General features: G+C 46.5%; 16 protein-coding genes and 1 pseudogene. 8 read left to right on the top strand and 9 right to left on the bottom strand.

The features are described from left to right. The 3 genes and pseudogenes from RIE73_RS21500 to RIE73_RS21510 all read right to left on the bottom strand — a co-directional run. The coding region (locus tag RIE73_RS21500; protein ID WP_446403126.1) for an RNA-guided endonuclease InsQ/TnpB family protein at positions 1–819 on the bottom strand (819 nt) is incomplete at its 3' end. Between the two features lie 798 nt (positions 820–1,617). Further along, complete coding sequence (locus tag RIE73_RS21505) at positions 1,618–3,267, bottom strand: ABC transporter substrate-binding protein (protein ID WP_446403186.1); 1,650 nt, start codon at positions 3,265–3,267, stop codon at positions 1,618–1,620. A gap of 248 nt (positions 3,268–3,515) precedes the next feature. Further along, positions 3,516–3,704 (bottom strand): annotated as a pseudogene (locus tag RIE73_RS21510) (EVE domain-containing protein); the annotation flags it as partial. 240 nt (positions 3,705–3,944) lie between these two features. Between RIE73_RS21510 and RIE73_RS21515 the strand changes: the two are divergent. Further along, positions 3,945–5,075 (top strand): FHA domain-containing protein, encoded by a 1,131-nt coding sequence (locus RIE73_RS21515; RefSeq protein WP_446403127.1) that lies wholly within the window; start codon positions 3,945–3,947, stop codon positions 5,073–5,075. A 263-nt stretch (positions 5,076–5,338) separates the two neighbouring features. Here the strand turns inward: RIE73_RS21515 and RIE73_RS21520 are convergent, their stop codons facing one another. Genes RIE73_RS21520 through RIE73_RS21535 form a run of 4 tightly spaced genes read right to left on the bottom strand, consistent with a single transcriptional unit; the run spans position 5,339 to position 10,103 of the window. After that, entirely contained in the window at positions 5,339–6,109 is a 771-nt protein-coding gene (locus RIE73_RS21520; RefSeq protein WP_446403128.1) for a DUF928 domain-containing protein, read from the bottom strand. A 13-nt stretch (positions 6,110–6,122) separates the two neighbouring features. Next, a complete protein-coding gene (locus RIE73_RS21525) occupies positions 6,123–8,453 on the bottom strand; it encodes a CHASE2 domain-containing protein (protein WP_446403129.1) in 2,331 nt (776 codons plus the stop codon). A 37-nt stretch (positions 8,454–8,490) separates the two neighbouring features. Continuing rightward, positions 8,491–9,405, bottom strand: coding sequence for a DUF1822 family protein (locus RIE73_RS21530; protein WP_446403130.1), 915 nt, complete (start codon positions 9,403–9,405; stop codon positions 8,491–8,493). A gap of 47 nt (positions 9,406–9,452) precedes the next feature. Continuing rightward, complete coding sequence (locus RIE73_RS21535; protein ID WP_446403131.1) at positions 9,453–10,103, bottom strand: sigma-70 family RNA polymerase sigma factor; 651 nt, start codon at positions 10,101–10,103, stop codon at positions 9,453–9,455. Between the two features lie 556 nt (positions 10,104–10,659). Here RIE73_RS21535 and RIE73_RS21540 point away from each other — a divergent pair. The 3 genes from RIE73_RS21540 (at position 10,660) to RIE73_RS21550 (ending at position 11,607) form a co-directional block, all read left to right on the top strand. Then, positions 10,660–10,902 (top strand): hypothetical protein, encoded by a 243-nt coding sequence (locus RIE73_RS21540; RefSeq protein ID WP_446403132.1) that lies wholly within the window; start codon positions 10,660–10,662, stop codon positions 10,900–10,902. Next, positions 10,902–11,225, top strand: a complete 324-nt coding sequence (locus RIE73_RS21545; RefSeq protein WP_446403133.1) for a DUF6812 domain-containing protein — start codon at positions 10,902–10,904, stop codon at positions 11,223–11,225. Before RIE73_RS21540 ends, RIE73_RS21545 begins: the two co-directional genes overlap by 1 nt. Before the next feature lie 262 nt (positions 11,226–11,487). Continuing rightward, positions 11,488–11,607: a tetratricopeptide repeat protein gene (locus RIE73_RS21550; RefSeq protein ID WP_446403187.1), complete on the top strand. Its 120-nt coding sequence runs from the start codon at positions 11,488–11,490 to the stop codon at positions 11,605–11,607. Between the two features lie 122 nt (positions 11,608–11,729). Here RIE73_RS21550 and RIE73_RS21555 read toward each other — a convergent pair whose 3' ends face one another. Beyond that, positions 11,730–12,944, bottom strand: coding sequence for an aminotransferase class V-fold PLP-dependent enzyme (locus tag RIE73_RS21555; RefSeq protein ID WP_446403134.1), 1,215 nt, complete (start codon positions 12,942–12,944; stop codon positions 11,730–11,732). Between the two features lie 159 nt (positions 12,945–13,103). Here RIE73_RS21555 and rpsB point away from each other — a divergent pair, with 159 nt between their 5' ends. From rpsB to recG, 4 genes are all read left to right on the top strand, one after another. After that, positions 13,104–13,955: a 30S ribosomal protein S2 gene (gene rpsB / locus RIE73_RS21560; RefSeq protein WP_446403188.1), complete on the top strand. Its 852-nt coding sequence runs from the start codon at positions 13,104–13,106 to the stop codon at positions 13,953–13,955. A gap of 88 nt (positions 13,956–14,043) precedes the next feature. Then, positions 14,044–14,667 (top strand): translation elongation factor Ts, encoded by a 624-nt coding sequence (gene tsf, locus RIE73_RS21565; protein WP_446403135.1) that lies wholly within the window; start codon positions 14,044–14,046, stop codon positions 14,665–14,667. A gap of 267 nt (positions 14,668–14,934) precedes the next feature. Next, positions 14,935–15,804 carry a hypothetical protein gene (locus RIE73_RS21570; protein WP_446403136.1) on the top strand — a complete coding sequence of 290 codons (870 nt, stop codon included), beginning with the start codon at positions 14,935–14,937 and terminating at the stop codon, positions 15,802–15,804. A gap of 225 nt (positions 15,805–16,029) precedes the next feature. Beyond that, a complete protein-coding gene (gene recG / locus RIE73_RS21575; RefSeq protein ID WP_446403137.1) occupies positions 16,030–18,510 on the top strand; it encodes an ATP-dependent DNA helicase RecG in 2,481 nt (826 codons plus the stop codon). A gap of 47 nt (positions 18,511–18,557) precedes the next feature. Here the strand turns inward: recG and RIE73_RS21580 are convergent, their stop codons facing one another. Continuing rightward, the gene (locus RIE73_RS21580; RefSeq protein ID WP_446403138.1) at positions 18,558–18,710 is read right to left on the bottom strand and encodes a hypothetical protein; all 153 of its coding nucleotides are present in this window, start codon (positions 18,708–18,710) and stop codon (positions 18,558–18,560) included. Between the last annotated feature and the right edge of the window lie 67 nt (positions 18,711–18,777).

Consider the following 18,777-nt stretch of genomic DNA (forward strand, 5'->3'; position numbering starts at 1 on the left):
GTGAGCCAATTTGTACTGATAGTCTTTCCGCTTGAATGCAATATGGTTATGCTGTTTCTCTACCTTGAGCCTAGCTTTTTCATAGTTTTTAGAACGCTTATTCTTCTTGGATAACCTGCGTTGTAGCACTTTCAGCCTACGATGCTCTTCCTTGAAGAATTTGCGCCCTGGCTCTATGAAGCCATCACTAGTAGCCAAATAACTATTTAACCCGACATCTACCCCAATGAAGTGACCGTGTGGGAAGGCATCAGGGATAGAGATATCAGATTGTATGGTAATTACAGCAAACCAACCCATCGCTTTTTTGATCACCCTGACCTGTTTAACCACAAACCCATCTGGGATGGGTCGATGTAGGTTGATCTGGACATTGCCCAGTTTGGGCAGCTTAATCTGCCATCCGGTTATAGGGTTTACCTTGAACTGAGGGAAAAGTATTGACTTCATCTGCCCATACTTTTTGAACCTTGGGAACCCATAACCTCGCTCTTTGAAAAAGTCCCAAGCGTCGTGCAGCCGCCTAACAGTTGTCTGTAATACCTGAGCGGGTACCGCTTTTAATCTTGGGTAATCTTTCTTGGCTTTGGGTAAGTTGTTCTGCTGTTGCTGATACCCAGGAAAGGGATAGTCAGCCGCCATGATATATTCTGACTCCAAGCTACACCTATCGATTGGACACTTCCTTGAAGAAATCCAGTCCTTTAGCTCTCTAAGGGCATAGTTATAAACACCCCGACAAGTTTCGAGCCACTCGTTGAGTGACTCAACTTGTTCGGCATCAGGATAAATTCGATAGGTGTAGTTCAGGTTGATCATGCATCTATTATAGCGTAGTCTACTGGTAATGACCAACGGTAGTAGAATTAGGGGAGATGTCAATCAAGGGGGCATTGAACCCCCTTGATTGACTTGGGGAGTGAAGGCATCCCACACCAAATCGAAGATTATGGAGTGGGACTTATCGCTCCCCAAACCCCTCGTCAGTTAAACGTTCCTGCTTGGGAGTATCATTCGGCGAATCCCCTTGACTCAATGTCGTTTCGCCTCATTTTGTCAAGTTCTAATAACTTAAACTATTCTTTACTCCAGAACGATTTAATTTTTTCAATCAGAGCCTCGTCTCAACAAAACGTCATAATTACTCGTTTTTTACCCCTTTTTGGGAAAACGCTACGATTTTTCAGGGGTTACAGCGGTTGTGAGAGAGTTGTGCGGCTTTCAGGTATACTATCTATGGTGGGTTTTTTGTGGGCAAAATTAATTTTGACACAGCTAAATCCCTTGAATATTCGTAAAACTTTGTATAATTTATGGTTTTCGTCTCACTCCCCATGTCTGGTTGGATGCATGTATTTTTTTTAAGTTTCGATAAAAATTATGACTCAGTATTGACAAAAACACAGATGACACAGAAGGGATGATGCAGACAGAAGCCTGAATAGTGAGGAACACAGATTGACACGGAGAACTAAATAATTTCCTCAAAATTTTAATCATCTTTTCGTTCAAGTCAATTTACAAGAGTAATAGGGATTGAGTTAATTAAGGGTTTGTGGTCAACGCTCTACTTTTAATGGCGCTAAAGCGCAACTACAAGCGCAACTACAAGCGCAACTACAAACTTTGGCTGATTGTCTCAAAGGGTTCTGAACCTAGGGGACTGGGTGTCCACCCGGTAACGGTTTTGCGTTTGGCTAATAAAGGTTGGGAGTGAACGATGGGTAATCGGATGGCTTCTTGGGCTAAAATTTCATCGATTTGGGCATAAATTTGAGTCCGTTCGGCTTGATCAGTTGTCGCCCTTCCCTGTTCTAAAAGCTGGAGAACGTCCTCATTTTTCCAGCCGCCTAAATCTTCGGTTGCGCCGGGACCAAAGTGTGCATAGTAAAAGTTATCCGGATCACCATAATCCCCTGTCCATCCCAACATAAACGCTTGAAATCCTGGTGATTTTCGCCGATCCTCTAAATAAGCTGCCCAATCTTTAGTTTGTAAGTTGACGTTAATGCCAATAGCACTTAATTCGGCGGCTATCGCTTCGGCGATGGGTTTGGGTGTGGGAAAATAGGGACGACTGACGGGCATATACCATAAATCTAGGTCAAAGCCATCAGGATACCCTGCATCAGCAATCAGTTGTTTGGCTTGTTGGGGATTGTAGGGATAATTGATAATTTGCTCAGATTGATATTCTGAGAGAGATGGCGGGGTAAAATGGTTATCATGTTCACCCAATTCTCCCCAAAAGGCGGGGACAATTTCTGAGGTGTTAATAGCTTGCGCGATCGCACGACGCACTTCTACCTGAGAAAGGGGTTCATAGCTGGGATTTAATGCCAGATAGCCAACATTAAACGAGGGGCGAAATACGGCGTCTAGGTTGGCATCATTTTCGATTTCTGGGAGTTGATCGGGGGATAAATCCACCGTAAAATTAATCGTACCCGCCCGTAATTGAGCTAACCTTGCCGAGGGATCAGTAATGAAGCGAATCACCAATTGATCAGACTTGGGTAACTCCGGTTTCCAATAGTTCGGATTCTTGTCCAGAACAATGCGATCGCCAGTCCGCCATTCTTTAAAGATAAACGATCCCGTACCCACTGCCAAGGATGCTGGAGTACCATAATCCGCCCCGGCTTGTTGAATCGCATCGGGACTGGCAATCCCAAAATAACTCGAAGCTATCGCCGCTGGAAATGCAGCAAAGGGTTGCTGGAGAATAAACTCAATCGTATTATCATCCACAACCACAATATCTTGCAAAATTGAATCCGGACTTCCCTGATATCCGCCAAACAAATTCGCCCAAATCTCGTAATTTTTGCCCGCATCCCGATAGCCAAACTCACTGTCGGGATTCCACCAACGTTCTACATTAAACCTTACCGCTTCAGCATTAAAATCGCTACCATCATGAAATTTAACATCCTCGCGTAGCTTAAACGTCCATGTCTTCCCATCCTCAGATACTGTCCACTCCGTCGCCAATCCCGGTTCTAACTCAGTGGTTCCCGGTTTAATACTTAGCAGCGTATTATAGATTTGATGCTGCACGACAAGAGAATTGCCGTCAGTAATATTTCCCGGTTCCAGATTCACCGGTTGTCCACCAGAACCATAAACCAGCGTATCCGCCGGAATCGCGGAACTCTCGCTAGTTTGGGGAGACTGAGTATCACAATTCGCCAGCCCTAACGCCAAAGCCAAGCCAATAATAACCAACAGAATAGACCGAATCAGCGATCGTTTATGAGATGCGATCGCACCGATGTTCGTAGTAAGGGCTTTAGCCTTAGATCCGATGAGGTTGTTTGGGGTCAACTGGCGTACTCCAACTCAAGTAGTAGAATAAATATTACATTATTTTGGGCGCACGTTAATTATCCGAGTCAACTTAAGACTTTATCTGACTAACGATCAAAGTTTAGATCCCCCTAAATCCCCCATGGAACAAAAAGCGAAGCATCCGCTGGCTTCCCCCTTTTGAAGGGAAGAGGGGGATCTCAAGGGGGACTTTGATTAATTTCCGCGATCGCATAAATCCCCGCATCCTGTCCGGCTTTCCAAATCAAAACCCCATCACCCGCCGCCATATCCTTAGCATAGCGAGTCACCAACCACGGCATTTGCACAAAATCGCCAATCGCATCAATAATCCGGTAATACTTGGGATTGCCTTGAAAAAGCCAGTACGCCATTAACCTTGGTTCTCCTACCCGTTAACCCATCCTGATCAAGCCTAACTCAAGAGTTCCAGCCGAACCAAGATACCTGACCCAGTATAAGATTGAGAAGAACGCTATCGTGAATTGCTTTTCGCCCACCCCGAAACCGAACAGCTACCCATCCCGTCATCGTTACCATGCCGGAATCCGGAAAACCTTTGTTAGTCTAAAAATATAAATAACCTGCCCACTCCTGTTACTCACAAACCGCTCATGTCTAGCACCACTTCCCCCCTCATTCAAACGCTAAACCCAGAACGCTGGGTTGGGTGGAGTATGGACTTTATCGGCGCAGGTTATACCGGTTTGTTGGTCAAAAATGGGAAATTTGTCCGCAAATTGAAACCGGGGCGTCATTTTAGCTTCGCCTTACCCCTGCTTGAACAATGTGAACTCGTTCTGGTTGATAGCAAGATTCGCAACCTGGAAATCGTCTCCCAAGGCGATTTTCTATCCCGCGACCAATATTTGATTAATATTTCCCTCAACGTCATGTACCAAGTCGTGGATGCCAGACGAGTCGCCTTGGAACTCTCAGATCCCATCGCAGCGCTGATAAGTGCGGTAAAAGATAACTTAGGGGTAGCTGTGGGTCAATTGCAGATGGAACAATTAGTTAACCAGGGACGAGTCCATATCCGCCAATACCTACTTGACCATGCTGAGGTATCCTATTCCCTAGGCTTTGCCTTAGAAGACGTGCGAGTTAGTGATATCAACTTCCCCCAGACACGGGGAATCATTCGCCAAATCGAAGGAATGAGCGCCAGACAGGAAGCGGAACACGAAGCCGCCTTAAAAATGCAAATCGCCGAAGCCAGTCGTCCGGTAATACCCCCACCTCCCATACAACACGTTAATATTGTTGCACCACAGTCTGCCAATGGCAATCCTGCCGCGCTTGGTACTTCCCCTCAACCCAATTCCTTACCCAGCGCTGACGAATCCCCAGCCAATCTCCCTGTCAGAGATAAACCCGTATTAGCCCCCACGATAATTGCCCAACCCGCTAGTGGAGTACAGGCGCGTCTAATCCACAACGCATCGGGCGCGAAATTCAATTTATCCGCCAGTACCTGCACGATTGGACGAGAACCAAGTAATATCTTAGTTCTCGATGATGGGTTAAGTTCTCGCTATCATGCTCAGATTACCCCATTCCAAGATGCTCAAGGTCAACTCCAATATCAGTTAACGGATGTGGGAAGTTCTAATGGGACATTTATCAACGGACAACGGCTTACTCCCCATCAACCTTATACCCTAACTCCGGGGAATATTATCCGTATTGGCAATCAAGAATGGATGTTTAAGTCGGTAGGGACAATAAACGTTAACGGCTAAAATCGTCATTTGTCATTTGTCATACTCGCGCAAGTAGAGACGTTGCATGCAATGTCTCTACAATGGTGCCTTGGCGACATCTGAGTTATTATCATCCGGGGAACTCTATCTGGATAGAATCTGTCCCTGCTACAAAATGAATATGGATTAAGAGTCTTGGAGAACTGTCCAGAGAAGGCAGAAGATCGATTCAGTCCTAACTTTAAGTACCTGAACAGAAACCCTGTACCCTGTACTACGAAATATTAACAAACCTCAAACCCTTACTGTTCCCTGTTCCCTGTTTCCTGTTCCCGAATATCGCCAATAGGCTGAACTGAACCCGCGATTGGTTCTTTTTTCAGTTCCTCTAAATCTAAGGTTCGTAACAAATAACGCCAAGCCAGAGGAAAGTCATAGATTTGAACTAAATCGGCTGAGATATCGTACCAAAGACGATTATCCCGATAAAATTCCATCCGATCCAGCACCAAAGCCGTTGCCGTCTTCGTTTCTAATCGCTGAGGATCAAGCCGTTCAATCAAGCCTTGATGCCAAACGATTTGAGAGAAATCTGTCGGATCATTAGATGCACAATAAAGCGTGAATTGCCAACTATACTGTTTGTTAAGTTCTAGAGGACGGGCTGTAATCGGCAGGCTAATTTTGACAAATCCTGGTGTTTCCGGAAGCTGAAAACTGACTTGATAGGTTCGAGTTCCTTGCTGTAAATCTCTGAGAAAAAATGCGCCGCGATTAATCGTGTTACTCTGATAGGGAATATAAAACCAAAACGTGGGATATGCTTTTAAAGTAAAGCCAGAAAACTTGAAATCAGAGTCGGTAATCGGTAATAACGGGGTAAACGGTTGATCCGTCGGTTCACAAGGTCCACGAGTTCCAGCGGGTTTGCGATCAGGGGGTCTGTCGTCAAGGGGAGGATCTTGTTTAATATCTGCTAACTCTTGAATAGGATGGGCTTGAACAAAAGGTCGATGACTTGTCAATTCAAGAACGGTTATCGCCAGGATTAAAGCAAGTTTTAGTGCAATCATAGGTTTAAGGGGTTTAATCGAATCGCGACGTTTTAAATGCCTGGTAAGTCACAAGACTCCCACTTGTTGCGAATACAGCTAGCGTTGCTGGCACCATGGGTAATATACTGCCAGTTTGAATAAAAATAAACCAGCCGATACCATTAATCGTTACCATAGTGATTCCCATTGCTAATCCCAAGCGTACCAGTGAACCCCGATAGCGCCACGCGATCGCACCCCCAACAACTGACCCCATCCCCACCCAAACCCAATCCCCCCAGAGAGGCAAAAACGTCAGCAAGGGGCGTTCTCCCCTAACGGCACTAATAATCTGACTGACCATCTGACTATGCAGGAATAGCCCCCGCATTTCATGATTACCAGGGGTTTGGAATTCATCTTTAATGGTGGGATCAGTCATGCCAATTAAAATAATTTTATCCTGCAAAAAATCAGGATTCACGCGATTTGCCCAAACGTCACTCAGAGTTACCCGTTCCACCATCGTTTGGGAAAATTCTGGGGAACGGTAATTAAGTAAGAGTTGAAACCCTTCCAATCCGACACCGCCCTGATAAAAGCCGGGGTTTGCCTTTAAATTGGTTAACGTCACTGAACCCAATTGCCACTGATCTTTGGACATAAATTCAAGCGAGATTCCCTCGGCTTGCAGATATCGTAGGGCTAATTGAAAACTCAGCGAATAGAAGGTGGAACAAGAGGATACCGCTGGCGGTTTCATGGCGATGAGATGACGGCGAACAATCCCATCCGAATCAACCACAATATCCGCAAATCCTAACCGTTCTTTGGGAACTCCAGGGGGAGACGCAACCCCTTCCGGGATTTGGGAGGACGGGATAACACAGATAGGAATCACCCGATCGCTCGTTTGCAGATATTGTACCAATTCATCCCGCCCTTCCCCCTCTGGGCGATCGCGAAAGATATCTAAACCAATGGCGCGGGGTTGATAGGTGTCTAGTTTTTGCAGTAGTTTCAGCAGGGTGCGATCGTGTAGGGGATACTCACCGCCTAACTGTTTGATATCCCCAGCCGTAACTTCAACCAACAATAGCCGAGAATCAAGGGATGGCGTGGGACGCATTTGTAGGAGTTGATCAAAGGCTTGCTGTTCTGTAGATTGTAACCAACCTAGCGATCGCACTCCCATGACTAAACTGGTTACCATGACACTTGCACCCAGTACCAATTGCCAACCTCGCCACCTCCGCTTAACGGGTTTGGCGATCGTGTTGCTAATCCAATCGTTCCAATTTGGCGGAACTTGGGTGGGATTCTGGACAATTACGGGTAACCAACTGGCACAAGGGAATTGACTCTCTAATCCCTGTAATCGTTCTCTGGCGTCTCTGACAGCTAAATAGAAGGATTGACCTTGAGCAAAGGCAGTGAGAAAATACTTGAGGAACTCTTGCGCCACGCGATCGGGGACTAACTCCCGCATGACAATCATTTGCGGAATCTGGACATCATCCAGTTGTCGGGCTAATCCTAAGCCATCGCAAGAGTTAAAAATAGCCAGTTTTAATCCGCGTTCAACGGCTTTTCTCAGCCCATACCAGAGTTCATCAATGGTTAAACTATCGGTTTGATTAATATAAATCCGTCCGGTTTCCCCTTCGGTTTCACTATGTCCGGCAAAAAAAATGATATCCCAATGTTTTTCCCAGAGTTGGTCGTTAATGTCCTGGCGGCTTTTTTCGACTAAAAAGGTAATATCGGTATGGGGTAAAGCTGCGAGTAATTGGCGATCGTTTTCAACATCAATTCCCTGGCTATGACCAAGAATCGCTAAAATTTTTACTGTAGGCGTGCGCTGATTTGAGGTAAATTGGGACGGACGTTCAAACTGAGGATCAGTTAAGGCGAGTTCTGCTTTCGGATAATGGTCAAAAAAATCCCACAAATGCCAAGGAAGTTTTTGTAGGTGGGGGTCACTGGTAGATACTAAGAAGCGGATGGTATCTTGCGGATTAAGGGCTTCCCGTAACCGCCGATCCAGGGGGCGAAACCCTTCCCCATCTAACCAGGCTTGCAAGCGATCGCGCAGTTCATTCGCCGAGTCTTGACAGTCTCGCAGGCGCTGACTTATGGAACCATCATAGATGATTTTTTTCGGTTTAATCCGATAGGGGGCGCTAATACACCGATACTTATGCTGCCAATGAGACTGGATGCGATCGGCTAATTCAGGCGCTGCGTTTAATAGCCCTTTTAGTTCAATATCTGGCGGAGATTCATCCTGACCAATGGCTAATGTGACCCGAAATCCGTGGCTTTGAAAATCACCATCGAGTTTCAAGATTACTAATTTTTGGGCATAGTGTTCATGGTTCATGGTTCATGGTTCATTGTTGATTGTTCATTGTTCTGGTTCAAATAATAAACATTTCAGTCATGCTGATATCAGCTAACGCCACCCTGACTTTGAAACATTCTCCCGGTTCTCCACTAAACTGTAATTGAATTTGCTTCGTGCTTCGGGCTTCAGCTTGCATCACGGTTTCTCCCGTGTCATCGAGAATCATCAGTCGCAGGTTTTTCGGCAGATAGGTTTGACCGTTGGTGGGATAAATTTCAACTGAAATGTCGAGTTCTGATACGGAGGTTGGTGTCAAATTCATGACTAATATGACTTGTTCATCATCATATCGTCGTCCTAATGTCAGTCGCTTCCCGCGTGTAATCTTCAGATCAGATGGTTCGGCTAACTGATTAGCGATTTGCGTATAACCTCTAAAATTAAAGGTGAGTTCGGTTGGCGATGAATCGAATAATGTTTCCAAAGTCTGCCAACCCGCATCAACAATATTGTGTAGCCATTGACTGAGTTGTACGGGTTGTCTGGCTGAATTAAGCTGGTCTAATAAATGTTCCAGTGATATAAGTTGAGTTAGGGGAATTTCCTCGGTTTTAACACTGGGTAAAAATCCCAGTAACTTGGCTTGTGTTAAGGCTTGATTCAACTCAACCGCGACATACCCAATCCGGTCAGACCAAACGTCTGCGGGGATATGACAGCTAGCCGCGTTGGGTAAGACGGGACGACATTCTAGTTTGCCAATATCTTTAATCAATAAGTCGGCTGTATTTGCCAAGGTTTGCATGATCGGATTCCAACTATCACTCGCCTGCCAGTTGGTCGGAATTCCTAGGCATTTTAAAGAAGTCTTGACCGCATAAACGGCTAATGTATTCAGGTAAACTTGTTTTGCCTTTTGGGGGCAATGCTGTTGGTGAAACTGTTGAGCGATTTGATGGGCTTCTAACGTTAGGGGTACGGTCAGCATTAGGGGTTCATTCTTAGTATGGAACATTGTATTCTGTGCCTCAGGGATTAGGATGATAAGTAGTCTCTTAACTTGGGACTAAATTTAGTTAAGCAACGCTGGTAGAAACTGCTTAAGGTGGAAATTTTAATTCCTAGTTCTTCAGAAATTTCTTTCCAGGAGTAACCAGATAAAAGTTTCAACGCTAAAAATTGGAAGTTGGCGGCGGGTTGATTGGACGTATAGGTTTGAGTAAACAGTCCTTCGGGGTCAGTTTCTAGATAGTGAATGATTTCTTGGGACAGGGAGGGCGTCAACTGCGGATTAATTTCGGCTGGATTATTTTTCTCTAAGTCATCCAGGGTTAAACGCTTGACTCGTTTAGCATCGACTCCTTTATGCAGGGTTGGCATAATGGAACGACTAGCTTCCATGAAAAATCGCTGCTTGAGCAGAAAGTTTACCCATTGCAAAACTTCAAAACTGGGGTTATAGTCATCAATTCTTTCGCAAATATAACAAAATAGGCGTTGCTTGGCTTCATCATAAATATCCTCATAAAAACCGTGGAATTGTCCGGGATAGGGACGAGTCAGTTTCCCGGACTGCTGAATAGCACCCAATAGCTTGGCTAAAGCTTGCTGTCGTGGTTTACTGCGGGGCGGATGCTGTTGTGCATCCTGTGCCAGTTGCTTTAACTGTTGGTCTATGGCATTCATCGATAGGGATAGGGTTGGTACATCAGTTACCTGGGATTGCGTTGATACACCGACTTCACTCTGTTCATAGAGGTCTCACGAACTCAGGGGCGATTTTATGCAAGATGACACCAATCTTTACAAAAGTTTAACAAAAGCGGCGGGGGGGAAGCGGGGGAAGCGGGGGAAGCGGGGGAAGCGGGGGAAGCGGGGGAAGCGGGGGTAGCGGGGGTAGCGGGGGTAGCTGGGGTAGCGGGGGAAGCAATGATACATTTTCCCTGATAAGTAGTCGGACTCGCATAAAACGGTACTGTATTAAGTGCAAGTAAATCACCATCAAACCCTTACTGTTCCCTGTTCCCTGTTCCCTGTTCCCTGTTCCCTGTTCCCTGTTCCCTGTTCCCTGTTCCCTGTTCCCTGTTCCCTGTTCCCTGACGAATGACGTAGCTTGCTTCTCGCTTGCGCGAGTATGACAAAGGACGAAATGTAAAGATTTGTAACAAAAATCCGACTTTTGCATAAAACGCACCTGCTGAACTTGAGAACCTAATGAAAGGGTAAAATGGGGACTAGAATCATGTTGATTCGCGAAATTGTTCAACAGGCACTAACGACACGCTATCTCACCAGAGAAGCCGAAGACCAACTACGACGGTTACTCAGAAGCAAATACGACTTACAAGACCTCCGGGCGTTTATGACGTTGCAAAATGCTGTAATGGAGGGTCAGGTGCAACAAGAGTCTCGCCCTTTTTTAGACAACCTCTTGATTTTCAGGGATGATAATAGGGAAATTGTTGATTTGGCAGGAGTGAGTTGATGAGAGAACTGAGAGTTAACGTTTTAACCGTCAATAATCTTCAAATTGTCGGAAATTTGACCATTAATATGCCCTTAAATGGCTATCGTTCCCGTTCCAGTCTTTCGGATTGGTTCAAGAGTTCTCGTAATTTCATTACTCTCACAGATGTAGAAGTGTATAGTGAGAATCACCATCTCTTGGCAACAATGCCATCGCTTTGTATTAACAAGCCAGCGATTGCTTGTTTATCGAGCGAAAAATCTGAGCCGAATGGTGTTGAATTATCACTGAACACGGTTGTCCACCCCTCTGAACTAAGTGCTGTGGCTGTTTCTTCATAATTTAAAGAGAGTCGAAACTATTGATGCCCCTCGTTAGTGCTTAAGACTCAGGGTGTGTTTTTTTGCCTATTTCATCATCAAACTATAGATAAAAATCAATTATTTTTTATTCAGATAAAAGACAAAGAATTAAAATATAATTTAATAATCAAGGCATAAATTAACTGTAGGGGCGACCCGCCGGCATCAATAAACAACACCAATCCCCTCAATTTCCTCGGGTCGCCCTCTACTCAAATGGTGCATCAAGACAATCGGTGCGATCGCGTCGTTTGACCAAGCGATTCAATGCCAACCCGACTACGCCGAAGCCTGGAATAATCGGGGGTTAGCCTTGGGGAAGCTGGGAGACTCACGCCACTACAGTTTGGTAATAATTTGACGGCAATTGTGTGATAATTTGTCTGGTTGCGAGTTGTATTTTTTTAACGCAGAGGACGCAGAGGTTAACGCAGAGGTTCGCAGAGGAATTGGGGGGTAGGTTTCTCCATTCCCCGTTCCCTGTCAAACCCAAGATGCCAATGTTGTACTAAATCGCTCAATTTCGGCTTCGGTATTGTAATAATGAACCGAAGCCCTTAGCACAGACGTCAATCCGCGTGCGTCCATATCTAATCGTGTGCCTTGGGCGGAAGAAACCGATAGATTAATCTTTTGATCACTCAGTAACTGCTTAATTTCACTGGGTTCTTTTCCCGCAACCGTAAAGCTAACAATCCCACATTTTTTCTGTCCTAAATCCTGAACCGTAACCCCATCAATATCATGCAGTTGGTCACGCAATGTGTCCGCCAACTCACGAATCCGATGCTCAATCGCTGCCAGTCCCCAATTTAAGGCATAATCAACCGCCACACCTAAGCCAATTTTTCCGGCATAGTTGGTTTCCCAATTTTCAAACCGACGGGCATCGGCACGAATTTTAAATGTATCTTTACTCGCCCATTCAGCAGCTTGCATATCCAAAAAGGGTGGTTCTAATTGCTCAATTACCGCTTCTCTAACATACAAAAATCCAGTGCCTCTGGGTCCGCGTAAGTATTTACGTCCCGTCGCTGAGAGCATATCGCAGCCAATTTCTTGCACATCAATGGGCATTTGTCCCACCGATTGACAGGCGTCGAGTAAATATAAAATACCCGCGTCTTTTGCCACGTTCCCCACGTCCACGGCTGGGTTAACTAATCCCCCATTCGTGGCAACATGGGTAATTGCAATTAACTTCACCCGCTGATCAATCGCTTGGCGTAATTTAGGAATAGAAATTTGCCCAAACTCATCATTGGGAATCACCTCAATGGTTGCCCCTGTCTTCCGGGCAACTTGCAGAAAGGCAATGAAATTACTACCATATTCCGATACCCCGGTAAGGATGCGATCGCCTTTTTTCAGAGGTATGCTATAAAACCCCATATCCCAGGCTCGGGTGGCGTTCTCAATCAGGGCAACTTCCTGGCGCTGACAGCCTAACAGTGTCGCCACGGCATCATACACCCGTTCCACTGCCTCAACTTGCTGTGCCGCCGCTTCATAGCCACCAATTTGGGCTTCTAACTGTAAATGCCCGACAACGGCATCTAAAACCGACTGCGGCATTAATGCTGCACCTGCATTATTGAAATGTAAAACCGTCTCACAGCCCGGTGTGTCTTGACGGGCGCGTTGCCAATCCAAGGTCAAATCCCGACTCTTCCCCATTGCCCATTGCCCATTACCCATTGCCCATTGCCCATTCCCAACCGTCAACTTGAATGTTGTCCGACTATTTATGTTACCTTAGAAAGGTTGTCAAAAATCGCACATTCAGGATTTCGGGTGTTTCCCCAAGGAAATCCGCCTGAATGGAGGATAAACCCGAATAAGGAGTTTAAATTAATTATGCCAGTCGTCTCTTTGGCTCAAATGATGGAAGCCGGGGTTCACTTTGGTCATCAGACCCGTCGCTGGAATCCCCGCATGGATCAGTACATTTATACTGCCCGAAATGGTGTTCATATCATTGACTTGGTGCAAACCGCCCAGTTGATGGAAGAAGCCTACAGCTATATGCGAACCGCCGCCGAACAAGGAAAACGTTGTCTGTTTGTCGGTACCAAGCGCCAAGCCGCCGGAATTATTGCCCAAGAAGCCAGTCGGTGTGGCGCGTACTACGTCAACCAACGCTGGTTGGGGGGAATGCTGACCAACTGGGAAACCATCAAAGGGCGGGTGGAACGATTAAAAGAACTGGAACGCCGGGAAGAAAGTGGTGCCCTTGACCTCTTGCCGAAAAAAGAAGCCGCCGTACTGCGCCGGGAATTAGGCAAGCTACAAAAATATCTCGGTGGCATCAAAATGATGCGGCGCATCCCCGACATTGTAGTAATTATTGACCAGCGCCGGGAATACAATGCCATCAAAGAATGTGAAAAACTCAGCATTCCCGTCGTCTCGATGCTGGATACCAATTGTGACCCGGATGTGGTGGATATTCCGATTCCCGCCAATGACGATGCGATTCGGTCAATTAAACTAATCATTGGTAAGTTAGCCGATGCCATCTATGAAGGGCGTCACGGGGAACTGGAAACAGAGGACGAGCAAGAGTTTGCCGAAGCCCTAGACGAAATGGAAGACGAGTACAGCGAGGAAGATATGGACTCCTTTGAGTCAGACATGGAGGAAGAAGGTGAGGACAGCGCCGAGGAAGGCGAGGACAGCGCCGAGGAAGGCGAAGACAGCGAAGAATAAGCGGCGATTTCCAGCTCACCCGATACACTGGGGTTATCTGTCCGTTGTCCATTGACACCGACAAAAACAAAGGAGGAATAAAGGCAAGATGGCGGAAATATCAGCAAAACTCGTCAAAGAGTTACGGGAAAAAACTGGCGCAGGCATGATGGACTGCAAAAAAGCGCTCAAAGAGAATGAGGGCGATATGAACAAAGCCATCGAATGGCTGCGTCAGAAAGGAATTGCCTCAGCTGAGAAAAAATCCGGTCGGATGGCGGCTGAAGGAATTGTGGGAAGCTATATCCACACTGGGGGACGAGTTGGTGTCTTAGTGGAAGTCAACTGCGAGACGGATTTTGTGGCTCGTCGCGAGGAATTCCAAGCCTTAGTCAAGGATATCGCGATGCAAGTGGCAGCTTGTCCGAACGTCGAGTATGTGTCGGTGGACGATATTCCCGCCGCGATTACTCAACGAGAAAAAGACATTGAAATGGGGCGCGATGATTTAGCCAAGAAACCGGACAATATTAAAGAGAAGATTGTTCAGGGTCGGATTGAGAAACGATTGAAAGAATTATCGTTAGTTGACCAACCCTATATCCGGGATCAAAGCAAATCCGTCGAAGAGTTGGTCAAAGAAACCGTTGCGCTGTTAGGGGAAAATATCCAAGTGCGTCGCTTTACCCGCTATGTTCTGGGTGAGGGGATTGAATCGGAATCATCCGACTAAACGTCGCGTCGCTGAAGCCGTTTATTGTAGGGGTGCATGGCGTGCGCCCGTAGGGGTGCGTGGCGCGTGTCCGTAGGGGCGCATGGCGTGCGCCCTTCGTTATCGGAGAAAATTCAACTTCCGATTTAAGAAAAATACACCCAAGAACGTTAACAGTGGTGGGTGACGGCAGATAGTTAATTAAATGGGTACCGCCTTCATGAAAGTCCGCCTAACCCACCCTAAGTTTTTGGTTAAAAGGATACCTATCGGGAGCAGTAGCAGATAATGGTGAGCGCACTTGAACGCATTGAGCAGGACTTAGGTAAGATGGAGGAAGCGATCGCACATCTGGCTTCCCAACTTCACGACAGTTACGCCACCTATTTGACGGTGTTGGCGCAAACAGTGCAAAAACAGTTGATGCTGGCAAGCTACCAGGTTTGTACTCAAGGCTATCCAGACGCCTTTTTAAGTCTGTCTTTCAATCAGCGCCAAAATCTACAGCAAGCCCTGCGTCAGATTGGCAAGGAAGGACAAGAGGAGTTACTCTTACACTTACAGCTTCCTCAAGACCTATCCTTAAGCCTGGACGATGAACTAGAAGATGAGGATGAGGATGAGGAGTTAGAACCGCTGATGGAGTCAACGGAATCCTCGGCGGAAACGACGACGAACCCATCTCGCGATTCAGCCCTCACCCCACAAAAACCGATTCTGCCGGATCAACTGCTACAGTGGCAAGAGATGCTCGAAGACCAAATTGCTCTCACCTTGCAAACGGTTTCCGTGGAGACGAATCATCTTTTACAACAAGAGGGTATTATTCCTGATAAACTACCCCCAACTGTCCTGGAAGCGGCAACCAAAGCGGATGCGGCGGGTGAAAGCAGTCCGGGTTCAAATCTACTCAACCTTTTAGTCGAAACCCAAACGCCGGAGGATGACGATGATTCAACCCTAACCCGAATTATTGCCGTTAACCTGCGCCTATCCGAAATTGAGTTTACAGAACCGCAATTGGTCAAAGTGCGGAATCAAATCCGTAACCTGCTTGCCCATACCACTAAATTTCAGCGACAATATCGGAAAAAACAACGGGAGTGGACAGTAGTTCAAGCCGAAGCCGCATGGCGGGCGAGTTGGTTTGAGGATTAGTTATAGCGCTACGCGCTAGGCAATAGGGAATAGGCAATGGGCAATGGGCAATGGGCAATTGGCAATGGTGAAGACAAGAGCTTACCTGACAAGGGATTGAGCGATTTGAATTTTTCTTTTATGTCCTAACCCTAGTGGGTAGTGCTATATTGATCATTCGTCATTTGGGATTAGCCTTGGCTTGTCGTAAGTCGTTCGTTATTTGTCATTCATAATTCAGAGATTGTGAGTACAGAATTTCCAGATTGGACACGATTGCAAAAAGCGCTGGCGGTGGAAGCCGAAAATGGCTTTACTGATTTACAGGGAAATCAGTACCGTTTTAGTGAGTTTCTCTGCTTGAGTTTTGGCAAGACACCCAACGGACTTCTCCCGGTGGAACGGCGCAAATGGCAGTCAATTGCGGCTGAGTTTGAACGTTATCATCATCAGACGGTAGAAGCGCGTCAACATCTGGTGGTAGATACGCAACAGTTCCTCAACAAGCTGCAACAGGAACTTCAACGCCGGGAACGGGAAAAGACTCATCCGCCTCAAACATCGACGGTTAAATCTCCCCAGACTACGCCTGTGGCTTCGCAAACCTCCAAGTTAAACGTTAATTTTACCCTGGACTCACCGTTGTCCGAGTTACCCGATATTGGTCGTCGTCGCAGTGATTATTTAGGGCGTTTGGGAGTATATACGGTGCGAGATATGCTCTACTATTATCCCAGGGATCATATTGATTATGCCCGTCAGGTGAATATTAAAGAGTTAGTCGCCGGGGAGACGGTAACGGTAGTGGGTACGGTGAAGCGTTGTAACTGTTTTACCAGTCCTCGGAATAAAAAGTTATCGATTTTTGAGTTATTAATTAAAGATAGCACGGGTCAACTGAAACTGAATCGCTTCTTTGCCGGGAATCGTTACAGTCATCGGGGGTGGCAAGAACAACAAAAACGTCGCTATCCAGCCGGGGCGATTGTGGCGGCGTCGGGGTTGGTGAAAAAGAATAAGTATGGGATTACCCTGGATACCCCAGAAATTGAGGTTTTAGACCATCTGGGGGGGAGTATTGACTCCTTAAAAATTGGTCGGGTGATGCCCGTTTATCCGTTGACCGAAGGGGTTCCCGCCGATTGGGTGAGACAGGCGGTAATGGCGGCTTTACCAGCGGTGAATCAACTGCAAGAGCCATTGCCCAAGGGGATGCGTCAGCAGTATGATTTGATGGGCGTGAGTGATGCGATCGCGAATCTCCATTTTCCCCCAGATACGGATACCCTCAGCCGTGCCAGACGCCGTTTGGTGTTTGATGAGTTCTTCTATTTACAATTAGGGTTTCTCCAGCGGCGGAAAATGCAGCAGCAACAGCAATCCAGTGCTATTCTCGCGCCCACGGGGAAACTGGTTGATCAATTTTATCACCTGCTACCCTTTGACCTCACCTCTGCCCAACAACGGGTGGTGAATGATATTCTCAACGATTTACAACAACCCACCCCGATGAATCGCTTAGTCCAAGGGGATGTGGGTTCCGGGAAAACCGTAGTAGCGGTAATTGCGATTTTGGCGGCGATTCAATCCGGGTATCAAGCCGCATTAATGGCACCGACGGAAGTGTTAGCAGAACAGCATTATCGTAAATTAGTCAGTTGGTTTAATTTACTCCATCTTCCCGTGGAATTACTAACGGGTTCGGTGAAGGTGAAGAAGCGGCGGGAAATCCATTCTCAGTTAGAAACGGGAGAATTACCGCTATTAGTGGGAACTCATGCGTTAATACAGGACCCGGTGAATTTTCAGCGCTTAGGATTAGTAGTAATAGATGAACAGCATCGGTTTGGTGTAGAACAACGGGCGCAGTTGCAACAAAAGGGACAATCGCCTCATGTATTAACCCTGACAGCAACGCCAATTCCGCGAACCTTGGCGTTAACTTTGCATGGGGATTTGGATGTGAGTCAAATTGATGAGTTACCACCAGGGCGTCAAAACATTCACACGTCAGTATTAACTGGGAAGGAACGCCAAAACGCTTATGACTTGATGCGGCGAGAAATTGCCCAAGGGCGTCAGGCGTATATAGTCCTACCGTTAATTGAAGAATCAGAAAAACTGGATGTGCGATCGGCAGTAGAGGAACATCAGCGATTATCTGAGAGTATTTTCCCACAATTTCAGGTCGGTTTGCTACATGGGCGGATGAGTTCAGCAGAAAAGGATGAGGCGCTGAATGCGTTTCGGGATAATCAGACGCAAATTATTGTCTCTACCACGGTGATTGAGGTAGGAGTAGATGTCCCGAATGCGACAGTGATGATGATTGAAAACGCGGAACGGTTTGGCTTGTCGCAGTTGCACCAATTACGAGGGCGGGTGGGAAGGGGTTCCCATCAATCCTATTGTTTATTAATGAGTGGGTCGAAAACGGATACAGCGCGTCAGCGTTTGGGGGTGTTAGAACAGTCTCAAGACGGCTTTTTTATCTCGGAAATGGATATGCGGTTCCGGGGTCCTGGGGAGGTTTTAGGGCGGCGTCAGTCAGGGTTAGCGGATTTTGCCTTAGCCAGTTTGGTAGAGGATCAAGAGGTATTGAATTTGGCAAGAGATGCGGCGGAGAAGATTGTGCTTGAGGATAAAGCGTTGGAGAGTCTGCCGTTAATTAAGGCGGAGTTAGATTATCGGTATTCTAAGTTAATGGGTGGGGCGATTTTAACCTAATGTAGAGACGTTGCATGCAACGTCTCTACCATAAGATGCTGACACAGCTAAAATTGTGGATTAGATTTGACGATTGAATCGGGCGCAAGTCTTTGCGCCCCTACAGTTTCGGGGCTAATGGTTAATTCATCAAATAAGGTGTGCCACGCCACTACTGGACTGACACAGCTAAAATTGTGGGATAGATTTGACGATTTCATGGGCGCACGTCGGTGCGCCCCTACGGTTTGGATGATGTAAAACTAATCCACCAAATAAGGTGTGTCA

The organism is Coleofasciculus sp. C1-SOL-03, from assembly GCF_040220555.1.
Lineage (GTDB): Bacteria > Cyanobacteriota > Cyanobacteriia > Cyanobacteriales > Coleofasciculaceae > Coleofasciculus.